The 20,787-nt window shown below is 63.4% G+C and carries 23 protein-coding genes; 14 read left to right on the plus strand and 9 right to left on the minus strand.

Annotated elements, in window-relative coordinates; translation table 11 throughout:
• The first annotated feature begins 21 nt into the window (after positions 1–21).
• Complete coding sequence (gene rocD / locus ACS3WA_RS04070) at positions 22–1,239, plus strand: ornithine--oxo-acid transaminase (RefSeq protein WP_438277279.1); 1,218 nt, start codon at positions 22–24, stop codon at positions 1,237–1,239.
• A gap of 260 nt (positions 1,240–1,499) precedes the next feature.
• Here rocD and amaB read toward each other — a convergent pair whose 3' ends face one another.
• The 3 genes from amaB to ACS3WA_RS04085 all read right to left on the minus strand — a co-directional run bounded on the left by amaB (position 1,500) and on the right by ACS3WA_RS04085 (position 4,603).
• Entirely contained in the window at positions 1,500–3,011 is a 1,512-nt protein-coding gene (amaB, locus tag ACS3WA_RS04075) for an L-piperidine-6-carboxylate dehydrogenase (RefSeq protein WP_438277280.1), read from the minus strand.
• A 107-nt stretch (positions 3,012–3,118) separates the two neighbouring features.
• Positions 3,119–3,949, minus strand: a complete 831-nt coding sequence (gene proC / locus ACS3WA_RS04080; RefSeq protein ID WP_438277281.1) for a pyrroline-5-carboxylate reductase — start codon at positions 3,947–3,949, stop codon at positions 3,119–3,121.
• A gap of 153 nt (positions 3,950–4,102) precedes the next feature.
• On the minus strand, positions 4,103–4,603 hold the full coding sequence (locus ACS3WA_RS04085; protein WP_438277282.1) for a YbjN domain-containing protein: 501 nt from the start codon (positions 4,601–4,603) through the stop codon (positions 4,103–4,105).
• Positions 4,604–5,262: 659 nt separating this feature from the next.
• Here ACS3WA_RS04085 and ACS3WA_RS04090 point away from each other — a divergent pair.
• The 3 genes from ACS3WA_RS04090 to ychF all read left to right on the plus strand — a co-directional run bounded on the left by ACS3WA_RS04090 (position 5,263) and on the right by ychF (position 7,859).
• Complete coding sequence (locus ACS3WA_RS04090; RefSeq protein ID WP_438277283.1) at positions 5,263–5,979, plus strand: 50S ribosomal protein L25/general stress protein Ctc; 717 nt, start codon at positions 5,263–5,265, stop codon at positions 5,977–5,979.
• Between the two features lie 15 nt (positions 5,980–5,994).
• Positions 5,995–6,609: an aminoacyl-tRNA hydrolase gene (gene pth / locus ACS3WA_RS04095; protein WP_438277284.1), complete on the plus strand. Its 615-nt coding sequence runs from the start codon at positions 5,995–5,997 to the stop codon at positions 6,607–6,609.
• Positions 6,610–6,761: 152 nt separating this feature from the next.
• Complete coding sequence (gene ychF / locus ACS3WA_RS04100) at positions 6,762–7,859, plus strand: redox-regulated ATPase YchF (protein ID WP_438277285.1); 1,098 nt, start codon at positions 6,762–6,764, stop codon at positions 7,857–7,859.
• A gap of 115 nt (positions 7,860–7,974) precedes the next feature.
• On the opposite strand, the gene ACS3WA_RS04105 is transcribed toward ychF, so the two are convergent.
• A complete protein-coding gene (locus tag ACS3WA_RS04105; protein ID WP_438277286.1) occupies positions 7,975–8,277 on the minus strand; it encodes a DUF4282 domain-containing protein in 303 nt (100 codons plus the stop codon).
• A 166-nt stretch (positions 8,278–8,443) separates the two neighbouring features.
• On the opposite strand from ACS3WA_RS04105, the gene ACS3WA_RS04110 reads away from it, so the two are divergent.
• The 3 genes from ACS3WA_RS04110 (at position 8,444) to ACS3WA_RS04120 (ending at position 9,811) form a co-directional block, all read left to right on the plus strand.
• The gene (locus tag ACS3WA_RS04110) at positions 8,444–8,905 is read left to right on the plus strand and encodes a MaoC family dehydratase (RefSeq protein WP_438277287.1); all 462 of its coding nucleotides are present in this window, start codon (positions 8,444–8,446) and stop codon (positions 8,903–8,905) included.
• A gap of 4 nt (positions 8,906–8,909) precedes the next feature.
• On the plus strand, positions 8,910–9,392 hold the full coding sequence (locus ACS3WA_RS04115; RefSeq protein ID WP_438277288.1) for a MaoC family dehydratase: 483 nt from the start codon (positions 8,910–8,912) through the stop codon (positions 9,390–9,392).
• A 266-nt stretch (positions 9,393–9,658) separates the two neighbouring features.
• Positions 9,659–9,811: a hypothetical protein gene (locus tag ACS3WA_RS04120; protein ID WP_438277289.1), complete on the plus strand. Its 153-nt coding sequence runs from the start codon at positions 9,659–9,661 to the stop codon at positions 9,809–9,811.
• Between the two features lie 24 nt (positions 9,812–9,835).
• Here ACS3WA_RS04120 and ACS3WA_RS04125 read toward each other — a convergent pair whose 3' ends face one another.
• Positions 9,836–10,093: an accessory factor UbiK family protein gene (locus ACS3WA_RS04125; RefSeq protein WP_292618543.1), complete on the minus strand. Its 258-nt coding sequence runs from the start codon at positions 10,091–10,093 to the stop codon at positions 9,836–9,838.
• Positions 10,094–10,406: 313 nt separating this feature from the next.
• Here ACS3WA_RS04125 and lgt point away from each other — a divergent pair, with 313 nt between their 5' ends.
• The 5 genes from lgt to ACS3WA_RS04150 all read left to right on the plus strand — a co-directional run bounded on the left by lgt (position 10,407) and on the right by ACS3WA_RS04150 (position 15,035).
• On the plus strand, positions 10,407–11,273 hold the full coding sequence (gene lgt, locus ACS3WA_RS04130) for a prolipoprotein diacylglyceryl transferase (RefSeq protein WP_438277290.1): 867 nt from the start codon (positions 10,407–10,409) through the stop codon (positions 11,271–11,273).
• 48 nt (positions 11,274–11,321) lie between these two features.
• Complete coding sequence (locus ACS3WA_RS04135; protein WP_438277291.1) at positions 11,322–12,446, plus strand: class I SAM-dependent methyltransferase; 1,125 nt, start codon at positions 11,322–11,324, stop codon at positions 12,444–12,446.
• Positions 12,443–13,213, plus strand: a complete 771-nt coding sequence (pgeF, locus tag ACS3WA_RS04140) for a peptidoglycan editing factor PgeF (RefSeq protein ID WP_438277292.1) — start codon at positions 12,443–12,445, stop codon at positions 13,211–13,213. Before ACS3WA_RS04135 ends, pgeF begins: the two co-directional genes overlap by 4 nt.
• 139 nt (positions 13,214–13,352) lie before the next feature.
• On the plus strand, positions 13,353–13,937 hold the full coding sequence (locus ACS3WA_RS04145) for a hypothetical protein (RefSeq protein ID WP_438277293.1): 585 nt from the start codon (positions 13,353–13,355) through the stop codon (positions 13,935–13,937).
• A 144-nt stretch (positions 13,938–14,081) separates the two neighbouring features.
• A complete protein-coding gene (locus ACS3WA_RS04150) occupies positions 14,082–15,035 on the plus strand; it encodes a ribose-phosphate pyrophosphokinase (protein ID WP_438277294.1) in 954 nt (317 codons plus the stop codon).
• A gap of 196 nt (positions 15,036–15,231) precedes the next feature.
• On the opposite strand, the gene ACS3WA_RS04155 is transcribed toward ACS3WA_RS04150, so the two are convergent.
• From ACS3WA_RS04155 to rfbA, 4 genes are all read right to left on the minus strand, one after another.
• Entirely contained in the window at positions 15,232–15,780 is a 549-nt protein-coding gene (locus ACS3WA_RS04155) for a hypothetical protein (RefSeq protein WP_438277295.1), read from the minus strand.
• 66 nt (positions 15,781–15,846) lie between these two features.
• Positions 15,847–17,148 (minus strand): UDP-glucose dehydrogenase family protein, encoded by a 1,302-nt coding sequence (locus ACS3WA_RS04160; RefSeq protein ID WP_438277296.1) that lies wholly within the window; start codon positions 17,146–17,148, stop codon positions 15,847–15,849.
• Positions 17,149–17,219: 71 nt separating this feature from the next.
• Entirely contained in the window at positions 17,220–18,287 is a 1,068-nt protein-coding gene (gene rfbB / locus ACS3WA_RS04165) for a dTDP-glucose 4,6-dehydratase (RefSeq protein WP_438277297.1), read from the minus strand.
• A 25-nt stretch (positions 18,288–18,312) separates the two neighbouring features.
• Positions 18,313–19,188: a glucose-1-phosphate thymidylyltransferase RfbA gene (rfbA, locus tag ACS3WA_RS04170; protein ID WP_438277298.1), complete on the minus strand. Its 876-nt coding sequence runs from the start codon at positions 19,186–19,188 to the stop codon at positions 18,313–18,315.
• 104 nt (positions 19,189–19,292) lie between these two features.
• Between rfbA and rfbC the strand changes: the two genes are divergently transcribed.
• Positions 19,293–19,847, plus strand: coding sequence for a dTDP-4-dehydrorhamnose 3,5-epimerase (gene rfbC / locus ACS3WA_RS04175; protein WP_438277299.1), 555 nt, complete (start codon positions 19,293–19,295; stop codon positions 19,845–19,847).
• Entirely contained in the window at positions 19,847–20,761 is a 915-nt protein-coding gene (rfbD, locus tag ACS3WA_RS04180; protein WP_438277300.1) for a dTDP-4-dehydrorhamnose reductase, read from the plus strand. The genes rfbC and rfbD overlap by 1 nt, the downstream gene beginning before the upstream one ends.
• The last annotated feature ends 26 nt before the right edge of the window (positions 20,762–20,787 follow it).

Here is a 20,787-nt window from a genome sequence, read left to right on the forward strand (position 1 = left end):
CGAGTCGAGGGAGCGAGTGCCATGGATGGCTCGGTTCAACTCGAAATGCGCTTCGGCGCCGCCAATTATGCGCCGATGCCGGTTACCCTCGCGCGTGGCAACGGCGTTTATCTCTGGGATGAAAATGGGCGGCGCTACATCGACATGATGGGCGCCTATTCGGCGGCGAGCTTCGGGCACTGTCATCCGCGGCTGGTGCAGGCGCTCACCGATCAGGCGCAGCAACTCGACACGGTTTCCCGTGCCTATTTCAGCGATCGTCTTGGCGCCTTTCTCGGCCGCGCCTGCGCGCTGACCGGGATGGATCAGGCACTGCCGATGAACAGCGGCGCGGAGGTGGTGGAGACGGCGCTGAAGGCCGCGCGCAAATGGGCCTACACCGTTAAACATGTGCCGGCCGACCGCGCCGAGATCATCGTGTGCGACGGCAATTTTCACGGCCGCACTATCGCCATCGTCGGCTTCTCATCCGTGCCGCAATATCGCGACGGCTTTGGACCGTTTCCACCCGGTTTCAGGTCGGTGCCGTTCGGCGACGCGGCGGCGCTCCGCGCGGTGATCACGCCGAACACGGCGGCATTCCTGGTCGAGCCGATCCAGGGCGAGGGCGGCATCAACGTGCCGCCGCCGGGCTATCTTGCGGAGGTCGCGCGCATCTGCCGGGAGCATAACGTCCTGCTGATCTGCGACGAGATTCAGTCCGGGCTTGGCCGCACCGGACGGCTGCTGGCCTGCCAGCACGACGGCGTGAAGCCGGATGCGGTGACGCTGGGCAAGGCGCTGGGCGGCGGTCTTCTGCCGGTGTCGCTATTTCTGGCGCGCCGCGAGGTGATGCAGGTGTTCAAGCCCGGCGATCACGGCAGCACCTTCGGGGGCAATCCGATCGCTGCCGCGGTCGGGCTGGCGGCGCTGGATACGCTGATCGAGGAGAATTTGATCGAGCGGTCCGCCCGTCTCGGTGCGCATCTGCTTGCCCGGCTCCGCGCGATCAGGAATCCGATCGTCCGCGAGGTGCGCGGGCGCGGGCTGTTCGCTGGCGTCGAACTGGAGCGCGATCTCGCCAGCGCGGCTGCGGTGGCGACGCGGTTGTTGCAGGCCGGCGTGCTGACCAAGGACACGCACCGCAACACCGTCCGTTTCGCGCCGCCGCTGATCATCGAGGAATCCGAGATCGACTGGGCGGTGGACCGCGTCGCTGAAGTGCTGGACGAATTCGCTCGCGCGGAAGCTCATCCTTAGAGAAATGAATATGACATTCGCGACGCCCGCTAGAGTCGTTCACGGCTTGATGAACACGGAATGTCGATCTTCTTCACCTCTCCCCGTCGGGGAGAGGTCGGCACCATAAGCGCCGTTACGCGCGTCTTCGACGCGCTATGGTGCCGGGTGAGGGGGGTTTCAACCTCGAGAAGTATTACCCCCTCACCCCAACCCTCTCCCCATGGGAGAGGGAGTTCGCTATGCCCGGTGATGCGTTTTCATCTAAAGGTGAATTTGCTCTAACCGATGTCGAAACGGACGCCCTGAGCGAGCGGAAGATCGTCGCCGTAGTTCACGGTGCTGGTGACGCGACGCATGTACGCTTTCCAGGCGTCGGAGCCGGCCTCGCGGCCGCCGCCGGTTTCCTTTTCGCCGCCGAACGCGCCGCCGATCTCGGCGCCGGACGGGCCGATATTGACGTTGGCGATGCCGCAGTCGGAGCCTCTCGCGGAGAGAAATTTCTCCACCTCGCGCATGTCGGTCGAGAAGATCGAGGACGATAGGCCGTGAGCGACCGCGTTGTGCTGCGCGATCACCGCGTCAAGGTTGGTGTATGTCATGACGTACAGGATCGGCGCGAAGGTCTCGCGCAGCACCGGCCCGGTCTGCGCCGGCATTTCCACCAGCGCCGGCCGGACATAATACGCATCCGGAAATCGCTGCTCATCGATACGCTCGCCGCCGTGGACCCGTGCGCCGTGCGCCCGAGCTTCGTCCAGCGCGCGCTGCATGTTGCGGAATGCGGCTTCGTCGATCAGCGGACCGACCAGCACCTCGTCACTCATAAGCGGGTCGCCGATCCGCACCGAGGCGTAGACCTGCTTCAGCCGCGCCACGAACCCGTCGTGGATGCTGTCATGGACGAACAGCCGCCGCAGCGTGGTGCAGCGCTGGCCGGCGGTGCCCATGGCGGCGAAGGCGCTGGCGCGCAGCGCCAGATCGAGATTCGCCGACGGGCAGACGATCGAGGCGTTGTTGCCGCCGAGTTCGAGAATGCTGCGGGCGAACCGCCGCGCAAGCTGAGTCCCGACCTCGCGGCCCATAGTCGTCGATCCGGTCGCGGAGACCAGCGGCACCCGTGAATCGCCGACCAGGAGTTCGCCGACGTCGCGCCCGCCGATCAGAACCGTGGACAGGCCGTCCGGAACGGCGCCAGCCTTTGCGGCGGCGCGCTCAAACAGCGCCTGAACCGCTAGCGCGGTCAGCGGGGTTTTCTCGGACGGCTTCCAGATCACCGGATTGCCGCAGACCAGCGCCAGCGCTGCATTCCACGACCACACCGCGACGGGGAAATTGAACGAGGTGATGACGCCGACAGGGCCGAGCGGATGCCATTGCTCCATCATGCGGTGATCGGGCCGCTCGCTGGCGATGGTGAGGCCGTAAAGCTGGCGCGACAGGCCGACGGCGAAATCGCAGATGTCGATCATTTCCTGCACCTCGCCACGGCCTTCCGAGACGATCTTGCCGGCTTCGATGGTGACCAAACGGCCCAACGCATCCTTGGCAGCGCGCAGTTCGTGGCCGAGCAGGCGGACAAGTTCGCCGCGTCGCGGCGGAGGGACCTGACGCCATTGCCGGAATGCTGCTTCGGCCAGCGCAATGGTCTCGGCTGCGTGCTGAGGACTTGCGTCATCGACGTGGGCGATGGTTTCGCCGGTCAGCGGCGATCGCGCGGCGCGCGCACCCTGTCGGCTGTCGGGAGCCACGCCGAGATGATCGAGCAGGGATGTGACCTCGTTTGCGAGCACGGCAGATTTTCTCTCGTCGAACGCTCGATGACTGCCGCCCCATGTTGCGGCATGTTGCGACAATTCTTCAAGCCGCACGAGCGTTCCGGCGACACGCGGCCGAGAAGTTACTTCGCCAGTTCCTTCGATCGCTCTGTCGCAGCGGCGACCGCGCGTGTCATCAGTTCTTTCATGCCGTGCTCGCCCATCAGCACACCGAGCGCGGCAGCCGTGGTACCGCCGGGCGAGGTGACGTTCTGGCGCAGCGTCGCGACGTCGAGATCGGACCGGTGCAGCAGTTCGCCTGACCCGGCGACGGTCTCGCGGGCCAGCCGTGCGGCGAGATCGGCAGGCAGGCCGGCGGCGACGCCGGCGCGCGCCAGTTCCTCGGCGAGCAGGAAGACGTAAGCCGGTCCCGATCCGGAGACCGCGGTGACGGCGTCCATCAGCGCCTCGTCGTCGATCCATTCCACCGCGCCGGTGGCACGCAGCAGCGCGTCGGCCGTGGCGCGCTGCTGATCGTTCACGCTCTTCGCAGCGACAGCGACCGTGATGCCGCGGCCTATCGCGGCCGGCGTATTGGGCATCGCGCGGACGGCGTTGCCGCCGCAGACTGCATCGAGCACCGCGATCGTCGTGCCAGCCATGATCGACACGACAAGAGTCTTCGGTCCGATCAGCGGCCGCAAAGCCGGGCCGGCGGCGCCGAACGTTTGCGGCTTGATCGCGAGCACGAGCGCCGCGACGTCGTCGGTCGTCGTTATCGCGGGGTTCAGCCGGACGCCGCGGGCGGCGAGAGCGCGGATATCGTCGGAGAGATGGGGATCGATCACCGCGACGCGCTTCGGATCCAGCCCCTGCGCGAGCCATCCGCTCAGCAGCGCACCGCCCATCTTGCCCGCGCCGGCAAGAACCACCGTGCCGGAGATGTTTGCGAGGGAAGTTTGCGATTCAGCCATGACAATGCGCCAGTGAATAGCCGACATACTAGCACCGATATCTGCGTCATGGCCGGACTTGTTCCGGACATCCACGTCTTTGCATGTGAGGCGCGCTTCGCGCCCAAGCCCGGTTGTGGAAAGGTATCTATTCGATGGCGCCGCCGGAGAAGGCTAAGCCTCGCCCTCGGTGTCGAACATCGCGGCGGTCATCGCTTCGGCCGCGGTCTTGCCGGCCCAGATCACGAACTGCAACGCCGGATAATAGCGCTCGCAGGCATGGATCGCACCGGCGAGCATCTCCGCGCATTGTGCGTTCGACGCCGTCATTCCCTCGGGCAGGACCAGCGCGTGGCGGTACATGACCGTGCCGGTCTGGGTCCAGATATCGAAATGGCCGATCCACAATTGCTCGTTGATCGCGGCGATGGCGCGCTGGGCCTCGTTGCGGCGTGCTACCGGAATTTTCATGTCGAAGGCGCAGGCGAGATGCAGCGCCTCGATCTCGCCCATCCAGGTGAAGGTGATCTGATAATCGGTCCAGTTGCCTTTCGAGACGATGGTGATTTCATCCTCGCCGGAGCGCTCGAACGCCCAGTCGTTGGTGGCGGCGATATCCTCGACCGCCGCCAGCGGATTGTTTCTGGAATCGATAACGCCTTCGAGCAGCGACATGCCGTCCCGATCCTTGCTGTTTGTCTGTGTTGATACGCACGCATAGGACGGCCGCGGTGCTGGCACGTCGCGGGACTTCGATCTTTCAGACGATCCATCAAGCGCGTGGATCGGATGAGGAATGATGTCCTGCGCGGATCAAGTGATGTGATTTGCGGAATCCGCGCAACGCCGCCCCGAGTCCGTCCACAGGCAAAGCGCGCGTCGTCCACAACTGATCAAACGGCGCTACGACTCGCGGCCGTGAACAAAACGGAATCGGATTCGCGTTGCGCGAGTCTCGCGGCCCTGACTCGCTTGCCGCGAGTCTCGCATGATCGGGCCCGATTGAAATCAGGATTCAAGGCGGACGGTTTTTCGAACGCGGGTTGCGAACAGGCGACGGACGGCGCACATGCATGCCGGCATTTTCGTTCTGGAGGGAGCGATCGGTCGTGTCGCGCAGGCTCCTCGTTGCGCTCCGATATTCCTGACGCCTGAGCTGGTGTCTCGCGACAGCCGGAGAGCCGGAAAACCCCTGCCGTTTCCTTGTTATTTCGGGCGTTTGCGGCTAGAACGCCGCTACGTCTCACGGCCCCCGCACCCCTGGAGGCTTGCCGGTGACGCGCAACGGGCCGCGATTGCGGCCTTTAACTTTTTGAAAAACAAGGACTAAAACGATGGCGACCGTCAGGGAATTGAAGGCGACCGCGCGTCCGAAGAGCGGCAAGGGGGCCGCCCGGGCAGAGCGTCGCGCCGGCCGAGTGCCCGGTGTGATCTATGGAAACAACCAGCCCCCGCAGCCGATCTCGGTCGAGGAGGCGGAACTGCGCCAACGCATTCTGGCAGGCCGTTTCCTCACCACGATCTTCGACGTCAGCCTGGAGGGCAAGAAGCATCGCGTGATTCCGCGCGACTTCCATCTCGATCCGGTCAAGGACACTCCGATCCACGTGGACTTCATGCGGCTCGGCGAAGGCGCCACCATCCGTGTCAGCATTCCGCTTCGCCTGCTGAAGGCGGACGTCGCGCCCGGCGTGAAGCGCGGCGGTACCGTCAACCTCGTGACCCATGCCATCGATGTCGAATGCGCAGCCGACAACATTCCGCAGTTCATCGAAGCCGACGTCGGCGGGCTGGAGATCAGCCATTCGCTTCATCTGTCTGACATCACGCTGCCGTCCGGCGTGAAGCCGCTGGCGCGAGAGGACGTCACGCTGGTGACCATCGTGCCGCCATCCGGTTACGCGGAAGAACTGAAGGCTGCGGCCGCTGCCGCTGCGGGCGGCACGGCGGCTCCCGCCGCTGGTGCGGCTCCCGCGGCGGGCGGGGCTGCCGCCGGCGCAGCCGCGGCAGGCGCGAAGGCGCCCGCAGGCGGTGGCGACAAGAAGAAGTAAGCGACCACTTGCACCATGCGCCTGTTCGTCGGACTGGGCAATCCCGGCACGAAGTATCAGGGCAACCGGCACAATATCGGGTTCATGGTCGTGGACGAGATCGCGCGGCGTCATGGTTTCTCACCGTGGCGCCGCCGCTTTCAGGGCGAGACGTCCGAAGGCACGCTCGATGGCGAGCGCATCATTCTGCTCAAGCCCACCACCTTCATGAACAACTCCGGCCACTCTGTTCAGGACGCCGTGCAATTCTACAAGCTGACCGAGGGAGACGTCGTGGTGTTTCACGACGAGATCGAACTCCCGCCGGCAAAGGTCCGCGTCAAGATCGGCGGCGGCATCGCGGGGCACAACGGCCTGCGGTCGATTTCGGCGCATATCGGCAACGACTATCGCCGCGTCCGGCTCGGCGTCGGCCACCCCGGCATCAAGGATCTCGTGCATGCGCATGTGCTGAACGACTTCGCCAAAAGCGAGCGGCCATGGGTCGAGGCGCTGGTGGATGTCGTGGCGGAAAGCGCAGCGCTTCTCGTCGCAAGCCGGGATTCGGCGTTTCAGAACAAAGTGCATCTTGCGATGCAGGCGAAGGGATTCGTCGAGAAGGGCGACAAGGACGATAGTGGCGGCAAATAAACGACGGCGTCATCGCCGGACTTGATCCGGAAATCCATCCTTTGAAGAAGATGGATACGGGGGCCCCTTGCGCGAAGACGCGCTTCGCGCTTTAGCCCGGGTATGACGCACCAACTCTGTAGCGCGATTTGCGCCAATCATCGGAATGACTCATGGGTTTCAAATGCGGTATCGTCGGGTTGCCCAATGTCGGCAAGTCGACCCTGTTCAACGCACTGACGGAGACGGCGGCGGCGCAGGCGGCGAACTATCCGTTCTGCACGATCGAGCCCAATGTCGGCGCCGTGGCGGTGCCGGATCCGCGCCTCGACAAGCTCGCGGCGATCGCCAAATCGGCGCAGATCATTCCGACGCAACTGACGTTCGTCGACATCGCGGGTCTCGTGCGCGGCGCTTCCAAGGGCGAAGGCCTCGGCAACCAGTTTCTCGCCAACATCCGTGAGGTCGACGCGGTCGCGCATGTGGTGCGCTGTTTTGAGGATTCCGATATCACGCATGTCGAGGGCAAGATCGCGCCGCTCGCCGACATCGAGACCATCGAGACCGAACTGATGCTGGCCGATCTCGAAAGCCTCGAGAAGCGGGTCGACAATCTTTCGAAAAAAGCCAAGGGCAACGACAAGGAAGCCAGGGAGCAGCTCGATCTGGTCGAGCGCGCGCTAAAACTGTTGCGCGACGGCCAGCCGACGCGCGGCATGGAGCGCAAACCGGAGGAAGAGCGCAATTTCCACATGCTCGGGCTGCTGACGTCAAAGCCGGTGCTCTATGTCTGCAACGTCGAGGAAGGTTCGGCGGCGAGCGGCAACGCCTTCTCGCAGGTCGTGTTCGATCATGCGAAGAAGGAAGGCGCGGTCGCTGTGGTGATTTCCGCCAAGATCGAATCCGAGATCGCGACCTTGTCGCGCGAGGAGCGTGCCGATTTCCTCGAGACTCTGGGGCTGGAAGAAGCGGGCCTCGACCGGCTGATCCGCGCCGGCTACGACCTGCTTCACCTCATCACCTACTTCACTGTGGGTCCGAAGGAGGCGCGCGCCTGGACCATCACCAGGGGTACCAGGGCACCCGGTGCGGCGGGCGTCATTCACACCGATTTTGAGAAGGGTTTCATCCGCGCCGAGACCATCGCTTACGCCGATTATGTGGCGCTCGGCGGTGAGGCGGGCGCGCGCGATGCCGGCAAGCTGCGGCTTGAAGGCAAGGATTATGTCGTCGCCGACGGCGACGTCATGCATTTCCGGTTCAATACCTGAAAATCTGTCTCAATCATTCCAGTCATTCGGGGGCGCTTAAGGCGCGAACCCGGAATCCGGATAAGCGGGGACCCCTCAATTCGGATTCCCCGATGTGCATATCTGTGATCGCCGCTTACGCACGTCCGGACATCGTGCCCTTTTCGCGGATCGCGCCGAGATGCTCGTTGATGCGAAACACGATCAGGATGCATTCGGCGGCAATGCGCGAAAACACGATACCGGTCAGGGCGCCGGCGATGCTCAGAAGAATTGAGATGAAGCCGCCGAACGGACTGACGGCCATCGTGGCCAGACCAGAGAAAATCCCGGACAGTCCCGACAGGACGATCAGCACGATGACCAGCCAATAGAAGATCTTGATGATCGTGGGCGTGATGAAGCGATCCCACTGAAACAGATCCCGGAATTCAAACATCTGCCGTCCCCCCTCGCATCGTGCCGCAGTAATAAGTCGGACGGCACTTGTCCCCTGTGGGCCGCTCCCCACGGTCCGCATCGGGCAAACCCAGCCTTTAGGATGCCGGCGGTTGAGATTGCCGCAAATAAGGGCCACAATCGGGCGTTGTTCAGCAGGCCTCGACATGACCCTGACATTTGAGGATTTTCCTGTCGGCCGTTTCGGCACATTCGGGCCGCGGCATGTCAGCCGTGACGAAATCATCGCCTTCGCGTCGGAGTTCGATCCTCAGCCCATGCACCTCGACGAGGAAGCGGCCAGGCACTCCATGCTGCGCGGTCTGTCAGGCTCCGGCTGGCATTTGTGTTCGCTCATGATGCGGATGATGTTCGACGGCTACATCGGACGGACCGCTTCGCTCGGCTCTCCCGGCGTCGATGAAGTCCGCTGGCTTGCACCGCTGCGTCCCGGCGACGATCTGATGCTGGACGTCGATGTCGCCGCGGCGCGGGTGTCGCGCAGCCGTCCTGAGACGGGTATCGTGACCTTCGCGCTGCGCGTGCGCAATGCGTCCGGGCAGGTGCTGCTCGAGGCGGTGTCGCCGATCATCATCAGGCGGCGCGCGGCGCCCGCGGCGGGAAGCTGACCCGATGCGCTATCTCGAAGATATGGAGGTCGGGCAACGTCGCGATCTCGGTTCGTTTACCTTCACCGCCGATCTCATCAAGGCGTTCGCGGCGCAATTCGATCCGCAGCCGTTTCATCTCGACGAGGAGGAGGGCCGCAAATCGCTGTTCGGCGGTCTTTCGGCCTCCGGCTGGCATATCGCTTCGATCTGGATGAAGCTGGCGGTGGCGGACGGTCAGCGCGAGGCGGCGGATGCCGCGGCGCGCGGCGAGAAGCCGGCGATGTGGGGACCGTCACCCGGGTTTCGCGACCTGCGCTGGATCAAGCCGGTGCTGGCGGGCGACACCATCAGCTACGCCAGCGAAGTCCAGTCGCTGCGAGCTTCCCGCTCGCGGCCGGAGTGGGGTGTCTTGCAAATGCGCAACACCGGAACCAACCAGCGCGGGGAACTGGTGTTTTCCTTTCTGGCCTCGGTTTTCGTGCAGCGCCGGCATCCGCAGGATTGAGGCTCGCGGTCGGTTGGGGGCGCCGCATGACCGGCCTGCGGTCGCGCGCTGTAATTTATTCGAAAACCCGGTGTTCCGTTAAGGAATTATGAACCCTCAGCCGGTCTTGTCGAACCGCATGGAGTCCTCGCTTTCGGCGAAATCAGAAGCGGAACTCCACAGATCTTGATTTGACGCGTTTTCTTCACGCGAACCGGTATCCATCCTCGGGTCAAGCCGCGGGGACATGCTTCGCTCGAAAACGCTCTGGGGCAGGGGAAACGGCGATGGCGGATCGCACCGGATTGAAGATCGTGGGCATTATCTTTGCGACCGTGACGCTGGCTGTAACGCTGGCGACCTGGACGGTGGTGAAGGGTTATGCCGACGGCGTGTATTCGCTGGAGAATAGCGCGCCGGCTCGTATGGCGGTTCGCTGAACCCAGAAAGGCGACCGGGTCGGCTCAGCCGCCGCCGCCAAGACGCGCCTCGAGCGCCGCAATGCGCGCCTTCAGTGCCTCGTTGTCCTCACGCGCGAGCCGCGCCATCTCCTTGACGGCCTCGAATTCCTCGCGCTTGACGAGATCCAGGTCGCGCATGATCTTCTCCGCCTGATTGCGGACCACCGCATCGACCTCGCGCTTGAATCCCTGCGCCGCGCCGGCCGCGTCGTTCATCAGTTTTCCAATCTCGTCGAAAAACCGGTTGCTGGTCTGGGTCATCTCACTGTCTCCGGTCGGCAGCATCGCCACACGTCGAGTCAGAGAATGGCAATCCGGACCCGGCAGTTCAAGCCCGCTTGATGGTCCGCCTATGCCGTAAAGCCTTGTCAGTGCCGGATTTCCTTGCAATCGTAAACGCCGTGACGCGAAGCCCGACCTCAAGATGAATTGCCGATGATCGACCAGCAGATCGAGAGTCCCGCCTTGGAGGGCCGTACCGCCCCGGCGCTTCAGCGGGACCGCGCCGGGCCATTCCGCGCATTGCCCAGGCGGTCCGGCCTCCCCCCACCGGCTGGGAGAGGCTAGAAGAACCATGCCGTTTCTCCTCATCACCTATCCCGTCTTCGATCCCGTCGCCATCTCGCTCGGCCCGATCGCGATCCGCTGGTATGCGCTGGCCTATATTGGCGGCATCACGCTCGGCTGGCTCTATGCGCGGGCGCTGCTCAAGAGCGAAAAGCTCTGGGGCGGGCCTGCGCCGATCTCTGTGCTGCAGCTCGACGACTTCATCCTTTGGGTGACGATCGGCATCATCCTCGGCGGCCGCACCGGCTACGTGCTGTTCTACAACCTTGAATTTTTCATTCGTCACCCCGCCGAGATCTTCGAGATCTGGAAGGGTGGCATGTCGTTCCATGGCGGCTTCATGGGCTGCGTCGTTGCGGTCATCCTGTTTTGCCGCAAGCACGGCCTGCCGATGCTCTCGCTCGGCGACGTCGCCACCGCGGTCGGGCCGATCGGCCTGTTTCTCGGCCGCATCGCCAACTTCATCAACAGCGAATTATGGGGCCGCCCGGCCGACCCGAACCTGCCTTGGGCGATGGTGTTTCCGAATGGCGGCCCGCTGCCGCGGCATCCGAGCCAGCTCTACGAGGCGACGCTCGAGGGTCTCGTGCTGTTCACGATCCTCGCGCTGATGATCCGGGCTGGCGCGTTGAAGCGGCCGGGGCTGGTTCTCGGCAGCTTCGTCACGCTCTATGCGATGGCACGCATCACCGGCGAATTCTTCCGCGAGCCCGATCCCCAGCTCGGATTTCTCTGGGGCGGACTCACCATGGGAATGCTATTGTCGATCCCGATGATGATTGCGGGACTTGTCATTGTGTACGCCGCCTGGTCGCGTGGTCCGCGGGCGTCAGGCGCACGAACGATTTCGAACCCCGACGTTTCCCAAGGCTGAGCCTTAGGTTGATCCCAAGCTGACCCCAAGGCTGACTCAAGGCTGATCGTGACTGAACATTCTCCGCTGCTGGCCGAGATCAAGAAGCTGATCAAGACATCCGGCCCGCTGCCGGTCTGGCGCTACATGCAGATCTGCCTGACACATCCCGAACATGGCTACTACATTTCGCGCGACCCGCTCGGACGCGAGGGCGACTTCGTCACCTCGCCCGAGGTCAGCCAGATGTTCGGAGAACTGATTGGATTGTGGGCCGCGTCGGTCTGGCGCACGATGGGCTCGCCGGCCAGGTTGCGGCTGATCGAACTCGGGCCCGGGCGCGGTACCATGATGGCGGATGCGTTGCGCGCACTGCGCGTGCTGCCGCCGATGTACGATGCGCTCCGCGTTCATCTGATCGAGATCAATCCGGTGCTGCGGGAAAGGCAGAAGGCGACGCTGTCCGGCGCGCGGAACGTCGAGTGGCACGCGACTCTGGATGAAGTGCCGCGGGGGCCGGCGATCATTCTCGCCAACGAATATTTCGACGTGCTTCCGGTTCGCCAGATGGTCAGGCATGGCGACGGCTGGCACGAGCGCGTGGTCGACGTCAACGGCAGCGGCCAACTCGTGTTCGACGCCGCCGCCGCGCCGATGCTGCGGTTCGACGCGCTGCTGCCGCCGCTGGTGCGCGCGGCGCCGGTCGGGGCCATTTTCGAATGGCGGCCGGATGCCGAGATCATGTCCATCGCAACGCGCCTCCGCGATCAGGGAGGCGCCGCGCTGATCATCGATTATGGCCATGTGCGCAGCGACGCCGGCGATACCTTTCAGGCCATCGCAGGACACAGCTTCGTCGATCCGCTGAAATATCCCGGTCAGGCCGACATCACCGCCCATGTCGATTTCCAGGCGCTTGGCCGCGCCGCCGAGGACGTCGGTGCCCGCGTGCACGGACCGGTGACGCAGGGAGCATTCCTGCAACGGCTCGGCATCGAGGCCCGCGCTGTCAGCCTGATGGCGAAGGCCAGCCCAGAAGTATCGGAGAATATCGCAACCGCGCTGAAACGCCTGACCGAAGGCGGCCGCGGCGGCATGGGATCAATGTTCAAGGTGATCGGCATTTCCGATTCCAGCCTCACCGAACTGGCGGGGTTGAGCGATCAGGATCGCCGCGGCGGGATCAAGGCATGACCCTCGCATCCTCGCTGCTCTCCGCCGTTTCCGGCCTGCGACACGCCTTTTTTACCCGCGAGGGTGGCGTTTCCCAAGGCATCTACGCGAGTCTGAACGCCGGCATCGGCTCGCAGGACGATCCCGCGCATGTCACGGAGAACCGGAGGCGCATGGCCGAAATCATGGGCGTTGCGCTGGCGGATTTTCTTTCCCTCTACCAGATCCACTCGCCCGATGCCGTGATTGCCGACGGGCCCTGGGGCGCCCCGTCGCGCCCGCGCGCCGATGCCATCGTCACGAGAACGCCGGGGCTTGCGATCGGTGTCACCGCGGCCGACTGCGGCCCCGTCCTGTTCGCCGATCCGCGGGCGCGCGTCATCGCCGCCGCGCACGCCGGCTGGAAAGGCGCGCTGACCGGCGTGCTGGAAAGGACCGTCGATGCGATGGAAACGCTTGGCAGCAGACGCTCCGACGTCTCCGTCGCCATCGGTCCGCTGATCCGGCAACGGAGCTATGAGGTCGGCGCTGAATTCGTCACGCGATTTACGGACACGGATCGAGCGTATGCCGGGTTCTTCGTTCCGTCGGAGCGTGACGGCCATGCGATGTTCGATCTCGGCGGCTTCATCCGGATGCGGCTGGAGCACGCCGGCGTCGAGACGATCGACGATACCGGCATCGATACTTATTCGGACGAGCGTTTCTTCAGCTACCGCCGCTCGGTGCATCGCAAGGAGCCGGATTTCGGCCGCCACGTCCATGCCATCGTGCTGGAAGCCGAATGATTGAGCGGACCAGGAGCGAAAGCCGAACGGAATCAGAACGTCGGTGCCGGCAAGCGGATTCTTTGCGCCGCCGCGACGCTCTGCCCTAGACGTTAACGCGTTTTAACGATATCGCTCGACGACACGGGGACGTCAGCGAATGCCTTTCAAGAGCTTCCGCGCCGTTGCGCTTCTGGCGTTGCTGTGCGCGCTGGCCGGATGCGCGAGCGGCGGTAACGGCAGCGAATCCTTCGCACAGGCCGGCAGCGGCGCGACCGTTGCGTTCGAGTCCGTCGACGGGCCGCCGCCGCAGGTATTCGACCGCCTCGTCAACATCCTCAATTCGGAATCCCAGCTTCGCAATCTCTCCATCGTGTCGCGCGAGGCATCGGCCGCCTATCGCGTGCGCGGCTATCTCGCGGCCGAGGTCAGCCGCGGCCGCACCACCATCGCCTGGGTTTTCGACGTCTACGATCGCAATCAGAACCGCGCGCTGCGCCTGAGCGGCGAGGAACCCGGCGGCAAGGCGGGACGCGATGCGTGGGCTGCCGCCGACGACCTCACTCTGCGCAAGATCGCGCAGGCCGGGCTGGGGGGATTGAGCAGCATGGTGAATGGCGACGCTCCGCCGCCCGCCGCTGAGCCGGCTCCATCGCAGCCACAAGAGCCGGCGGTCGCCAGCGCCGAGGATTCGGCCGGGACGGATGGCGGACAGGCCGGGGCGCTCGGGTTCGCCGCGCAATAGAGCCTCATTTTACGCCGGAATCCGTGATCCCCGTATTGCCAGACTTGGCAACTCCTTGATACACCGCCACCGTCGAGGTCGCAGAGGGTCTCTGGAGTCGGGATGTTGAACGTTGTACCCACCACATCGCGGGGAGAAGCGTCGATGTCCGCCAAAAACGGCGCCGTCAGGCTGGTTGCAGGCAACGCCAACCCGGCGCTGGCGCGGGAAATCGCCAAATGGCTGGGGCTTGAACTCACCAAAGCCAGTGTGCGGCGCTTTGCCGATAACGAGATCTTCGTGGAAGTGCTCGAGAACGTGCGCGGCTCGGATGTCTACGTGATCCAGTCGACGTCCTATCCGACCAACGATCACCTGATGGAGCTTCTGATCATCACCGACGCGCTGCGCCGCGCGTCGGCGCGCCGGATCACCGCGGTCATTCCCTACTTCGGCTACGCGCGGCAGGACCGCAAGGTCGGCTCGCGCTCGCCGATCTCGGCCAAGCTGGTGGCCAACCTGATCACGCGCGCCGGAACCGATCGCGTGCTGACGCTCGATCTGCATGCGGGACAGATTCAGGGCTTCTTCGATATCCCGACCGACAATCTCTATGCGTCGCCGGTGATGGTCCGTGACATCAAGGAGCGGTTCGATCTCGGCAGCCTGATGGTGGTGTCGCCCGACGTCGGCGGCGTGGTGCGCGCGCGGGGCCTCGCCAAACGCATCAACGCTCCGCTGGCGATCATCGACAAGCGCCGCGAGCGCGCCGGCGAATCCGAGGTCATGAACGTGATCGGCGACGTCGCCGGTTCGACCTGCATCCTGATCGACGACATCGTCGATTCCGGTGGCACGCTGGTCAATGCAGCCGACGCGCTGATCGCCAAGGGGGCGAAGGACGTCTATGCCTACATCACGCACGGCGTGCTGTCCGGCGGCGCGGCTGCGCGCATCGCCGGCTCGAAACTGAAAGAGCTGGTCATTACCGACTCGATCCAGCCGACCGATGCCGTCAACAAGACCGGCAACATCCGCCTGCTGTCGATCGCCGGATTGATCGGCGAGGCGATCAACCGCACCGCCGCCGAACAATCAGTGTCGAGCCTGTTCGACTGAGCATTGACCTCGTGGAAGCGACGGAGACGCGGCGAGTATATTTTCCGAAGTTCGCGTCGTGGCTTGCCGCGCGATAGTGTTTTCGAGCGAACCTGGCCTCGGGCTCGACCCGGATGGCTACCGGTTCGCGTGAAGAAAGCGTGTCAAAGCAAAGTCACAGAGCTTCGCTGCTGATTCAATCGAACGCGAAAATGCTCTAGGACGGCTCCTCGCGGAATGACTCCAGCATGGCTTCGGCAATTTTCTTTTCCGGAAGCGGGCGGAAGAACGACATATCTCCTGCTGTCGCAATCTCGTGAGCGATTTCCCTCACGCAATGATACTTGGGGCGTGAGGTGAAGTCGTGAATGCCGATGACCGCATTCGGATTACAGTGCAGCACGATCTGCGCGAAGCATGCAATCCTGAAGCGGCCATCGACGAAATAAAGATCGGCCGTCGTGCTGTGCGGCATTTTCCAGATCGCGGAGTGGTAGTCCGGCCAGCGCGATTTCGTGGAGGGATCGGTGGGGTAGCCCCATTCTCCGGTCGGACCGATGTCGACAAATACCAGTTCGGGCCGGGTTCGACTCGAAGCGCATGCGGTCCTGACCCGATCGAGCCAGTCGCGCGACGAGTCGACGGAAAGTATCGAACGCTCGACATGCTTCGACGCGACGACAGTGCTCCCGCCGGCTCCGAATTCGACATAGCTGCGGCTGTTTCTGATAAACGACAGGAATAGAGCCGCTTCCTCTGCTGACATCCTCGGCAACAATGATGGCTTCCTTTCGACTGCGGTCACGCAGATGACCAGCACTTGCCGCTCGAGCTATTGTCGTCCGATGCTCTCATACTTGAACCCGGCCGATCGCACGTCCTCGGGCCGATAGATATTACGCAAATCCACGATCACCGGCGTCGCCATGTCTGTCTTGATCCTCTTAAGGTCAAGCGCGCGAAACTGCCGCCATTCCGTCACGATCACAAGCGCATCGGCGCCACGAGCGCAGGAATAGGGGTCATCGCAATATTCGATGTCGGAAAGCTCCTTCTTCGCCTGCTCCATGCCGACGGGATCGTGAGCTCTGACCTTTGCACCGAAATCAAGCAGGCCGGCAATCAGCGCGATGGACGGGGCTTCACGCATGTCGTCGGTATCGGGCTTGAAGGTCAGGCCCAGCACGGCGATGGTCTTGCCGCGGATGTCATTATCGAGCGCGCCGGCGACTTTTCGCGACATCGTGCGCTTGCGCGTCTCGTTGACAGTCAGCGTTGCCTCGACGACGCGAAGCGGCACGCCGTAATCCAGCGCGGTTTTCGACAGCGCACGGGTATCCTTCGGAAAACAGGAGCCGCCATAGCCGGGACCGGCATGCAGGAACTTGGCGCCGATGCGATTGTCCAGTCCGATGCCACGGGCGACCTCCTGCACATTGGCGCCGACCCGTTCCGCAAGGTCGGCGATCTCGTTGATGAAGGTGATCTTGGTCGCGAGGAAGGCGTTGGCGGCATATTTGATCAGTTCGGCGGTGCGACGGCTGGTGTAAAGTATGGGCGCCTGATTGAGATACAGGGGACGGTAAATCTGGCCCATCACTTTTCTCGCGCGCTCATCTTCGGTGCCAACCACGATGCGGTCTGGATGCTGGAAGTCGCGGATCGCGGCGCCCTCGCGCAGGAATTCGGGGTTCGCGACGACTGCGAAGTCGACCGTCGGATTGGTCTCCCGGATGATGCGCTCCACCTCGTCGCCGGTTCCGACCGGAACGGTCGACTTGGTGACGACCACGGTGAAGCCTTCCAGGCGCGTGGCCACCTCGCGCGCTGCGGCATGCACATAGCTCAGATCTGCATGTCCGTCGCCGCGCCGGGATGGCGTGCCGACCGCTATGAATACGGCGTCCGCATCGCTGACGCTGGAGAGGTCGGTCCCGAACATCAGCCGACCGGAATTGACGCCGGACTCGATCAGCTTGTCGAGGTCGGGCTCGAAGATCGGAATCCTGCACTGGTTCAGTGCCGCGATCCTGTCGGCGTCCTTGTCGATACAGGTGACGTCATGGCCGAAGTCGGCGAAACAGGCCCCGGACACCAGGCCGACATAGCCGGCCCCGATCATCACGATGCGCATGGTGCTACGGACCCGGGTTGCCGGTCGCAAGATAGAAAAGTCATGCTGTTCCCTGACGAGTCGCGATCGCGTTATCCGCTGAGCCCGACGCGTTTTGCTGCATAGCCTCGCGCCAGGATGGCCCGCCACCACGGCTGCTGGTCGACATACCAGCGGACCGTCTTTTCGATGCCGCTTTCGAAATTCTCTTCCGCCCGCCAGCCGAGATCACGCTCGAGCTTTGATGCGTCGATGGCATAGCGGCGATCGTGACCGGGGCGATCGGCGACGAAGGTAATCAGGTCGCCGTGCCTGCGCGTGATCTCCGGCGCAATCTCATCGAGCAGGTGGCAGATGCTTTCGACCACGTACAGGTTGGTGCGCTCGTTACGTCCGCCGACGTTGTAGGTTTCGCCAATGCCGCCGTGCTCGAGCACCAGCGCCAGCGCCTTCGCGTGATCCTCGACATAGAGCCAGTCACGGATATTCTTGCCGTCGCCATAGACCGGCAGCGGCTCGCCGGCGAGGCCTTTGATGATCATGTGGGGGATCAGCTTTTCCGGAAAGTGATAGGGCCCGTAATTGTTCGAGCAATTGGTCACGAGCGTCGGCAAATCGTAGGTTTCGCGCCAGGCGCGGACAAGGTGATCGGACGAGGCCTTGCTGGCCGAATAGGGCGAGTTCGGCGCATACGCCGTAGCCTCCGTGAAGAAGCCCTCGTCGCCGAGCGAACCGAACACCTCGTCGGTGGAGACATGAAGGAAGCGGAATTTCTCGCGCTTTCCGGGCGAGAGCGAGCGCCAGTGGCGCAACGTTTCCTGCATGAGGGTGAACGTGCCGATGATGTTGGTCTGCATGAATTCGCCGGGGCCGTCGATCGAGCGGTCGACATGGCTCTCCGCGGCGAGGTTCATCACCGCGTCCGGGCGGTATTTCTCGAAAAGATGGCGCAGGCCGGCGCCGTCGCAAATGCACTGCTTCTCGAAGGCGTAGTTCAGGTTCTCGTTGGCGCTGGGCAGGGAGTCGAGGTTCGCGGCATAGGTGCACTTGTCGATGTTGACCACGCGGGCGTGGGTCGTGTGCAGAAGATGACGAACCACCGCCGACCCGATGAACCCCGCGCCGCCGGTGACGAAAATGGTCGAAGCCTTGAAGCGCATCGTCGATCGCCTCCGTGAACTGGAATCAACACTCGTATGAAAGGGCAACGGACTTCAGATACTCGCCGTAGCTGCTCTTCGCGTTCTTGTCGGCGGCTTTCTCGAATGCCTGAAGCGAGATGTAGCCCTGACGCAGCGCGATCTCCTCGGGACAGGCGATGCGCAAGCCCTGGCGCTGCTCCAGAATCTGAACGAAATGACTGGCTTCGACGAGCGAGGAGTGCGTGCCGGTGTCGAGCCAGGCAAAACCGCGCCCGAGCACCTCGACATAAAGGTTTCCGCGCTCGAGATAGACGTTGTTGACGTCTGTGATCTCGATCTCGCCGCGCGCGGATGGTTTGATGCGGGCCGCGATTTCGACGACGTCGTTGTCGTAGAAATACAGCCCGGTGACGGCTATGTTGGACTTCGGTCGTTTCGGCTTCTCCTCGATGGAGCGCGCGCGACCGGTGTCGTCGAGTTCGACCACCCCGTATTGTTCGGGGGCGTTGACGATATAGCCGAACACGGTAGCCCCGCTGTTGCGGGAGGCCGCCGTCGATAACATGCCCGGAAGCCCGTGGCCGTGGAAAATGTTATCACCCAATACTAGCGCAACCGAGTCCGAGCCGATAAAGTCGCGGCCCACGATAAAGGCATCCGCCAAGCCGCGCGGTGTTTCCTGCGTGGCATAGGCAAACCGCATGCCGATCTCGCTGCCGTCGCCCAGCAACCGATGAAACAGCGGCTCGTCCTGAGGCGTCGAAATAATAAGGATCTCGCGGATGCCGCTCAGCATCAACGTCGAGAGCGGATAGTAGATCATCGGCTTGTCGAAGACGGGCAGGAGCTGCTTTGAGACGACCGTCGTCACCGGGTAAAGGCGCGAGCCCGTCCCGCCGGCAAGAATAATCCCCTTCATGGCCCCTCACATATATCGTCGATAACATAACATATAGTGTTAAGTTCGCAAGTTTGTTATCAATGAGGACCCACCGTAAGTTAATAAATCCGAAGTGACATGAAATGAATGTTATCGAGACGGACGTTCCTGACGTCATCATCGTCGAGCCGCGGCTGTTCGGCGACCAGCGCGGTTTTTTTCTCGAAACCTATCAGTTTCCCCGTTACGCCGAGCACGGCGTCAATCGTCCGTTCATCCAGGACAACATGTCCCGCTCCGCCCGTGGCGTGCTGCGCGGGCTTCACCTGCAAAATCCGCTGACACAGGGGAAACTGGTGACCGTACTGCGCGGCAAGGTGCTGGATGTCGCCGTCGACGTACGCGTCGGCAGTCCGAATTTCGGGCGTCATGTGGCCGTCGAACTGAGTGAAGAAAACAGGCGCCAGCTCTGGGTGCCCCGTGGCTTCGCGCACGGTTTCGTCGTGCTCTCCGAGACCGCCGATTTCTTTTACAAATGCGACGAACTCTACAGTCCGAAGGACGAACTCTCGATTCGCTGGAACGATCCTGCGATCGGCATCGACTGGGGCGTGGAGGCTCCGTCCTTGTCGGCCAAGGACGCGGACGCGCCGCTGCTTGCCGACGTCAAGAACCTTCCGGTCTATGGGCAGGTCTGATGCGGATCTTGTTGACAGGGACCAGCGGTCAGGTCGGCGGGGCGCTGCGGCCGTTGCTGGGAAAGGGCGGCACGCTGGTTGCTCCCTCACGCGCCGAATTCGATCTGTCGAAGCCGGGGACGCTTGCGAAGACCCTCGACTCTTTCAAACCCGATCTCATCGTCAATCCCGCGGCCTATACCGCGGTGGATCGCGCCGAGGACGAGCGTGAACTCGCCTTCCGCGTCAATGCCGAGGCGCCTGCCGCGATCGCTGCGTGGGCCGCACGTCATCGCGTGCCGCTGCTCCATTTCTCGACCGACTATGTGTTCGATGGAACCGATGACGGGCCGTGGCGCGAGGACAGTCGCACGGGGCCGCTCTCGGTCTATGGCGCGAGCAAGCTCGCCGGCGACCTCGCCATCCGGGCGGCCGGCGGACCGCATCTGATCGCGCGCACCTCGTGGGTTTACGCCGCGGGCGGAGCCAATTTCCTGCGCACCATCGCGCGGCTCGCCGGCGAACGCGAGGACCTCCGTATCGTCGCCGACCAGGTGGGCGCGCCGACCACCGCAAGCGCAATCGCCGATGCCGTTGCCGTCATCGTGCTGCCGAACGCGACGAATCTCGAACGGTCGTTTGCGCGCAGCGGCGGTATCGTCAATCTCGCTTGCACCGGCGAGACCAGCTGGCACGGCTTTGCCGACGCAATCGTCGCGGGGTTGAAGTCGCGCGGCATGAAGCTCGCGGTCAAGACGATCACCCCGATTGCAACGGCGGATTTCCCGACAAAGGCCAGACGGCCCGGCAATTCAAGGCTCGATCTGTCGCGTTTGAGAGACCGCTTCGGAGTGACCACGCCGGCCTGGCAGGATGCGTTATCGGCGGAGCTTGATAATTTCGTCACCTTGCAACGCGAGCAGGCGAGTTACTAAGCCCGCAGCACCTCGTCAAAACGGCA

Source organism: Nitrobacter sp. (assembly GCF_051535235.1).
Lineage (GTDB): Bacteria > Pseudomonadota > Alphaproteobacteria > Rhizobiales > Xanthobacteraceae > Nitrobacter.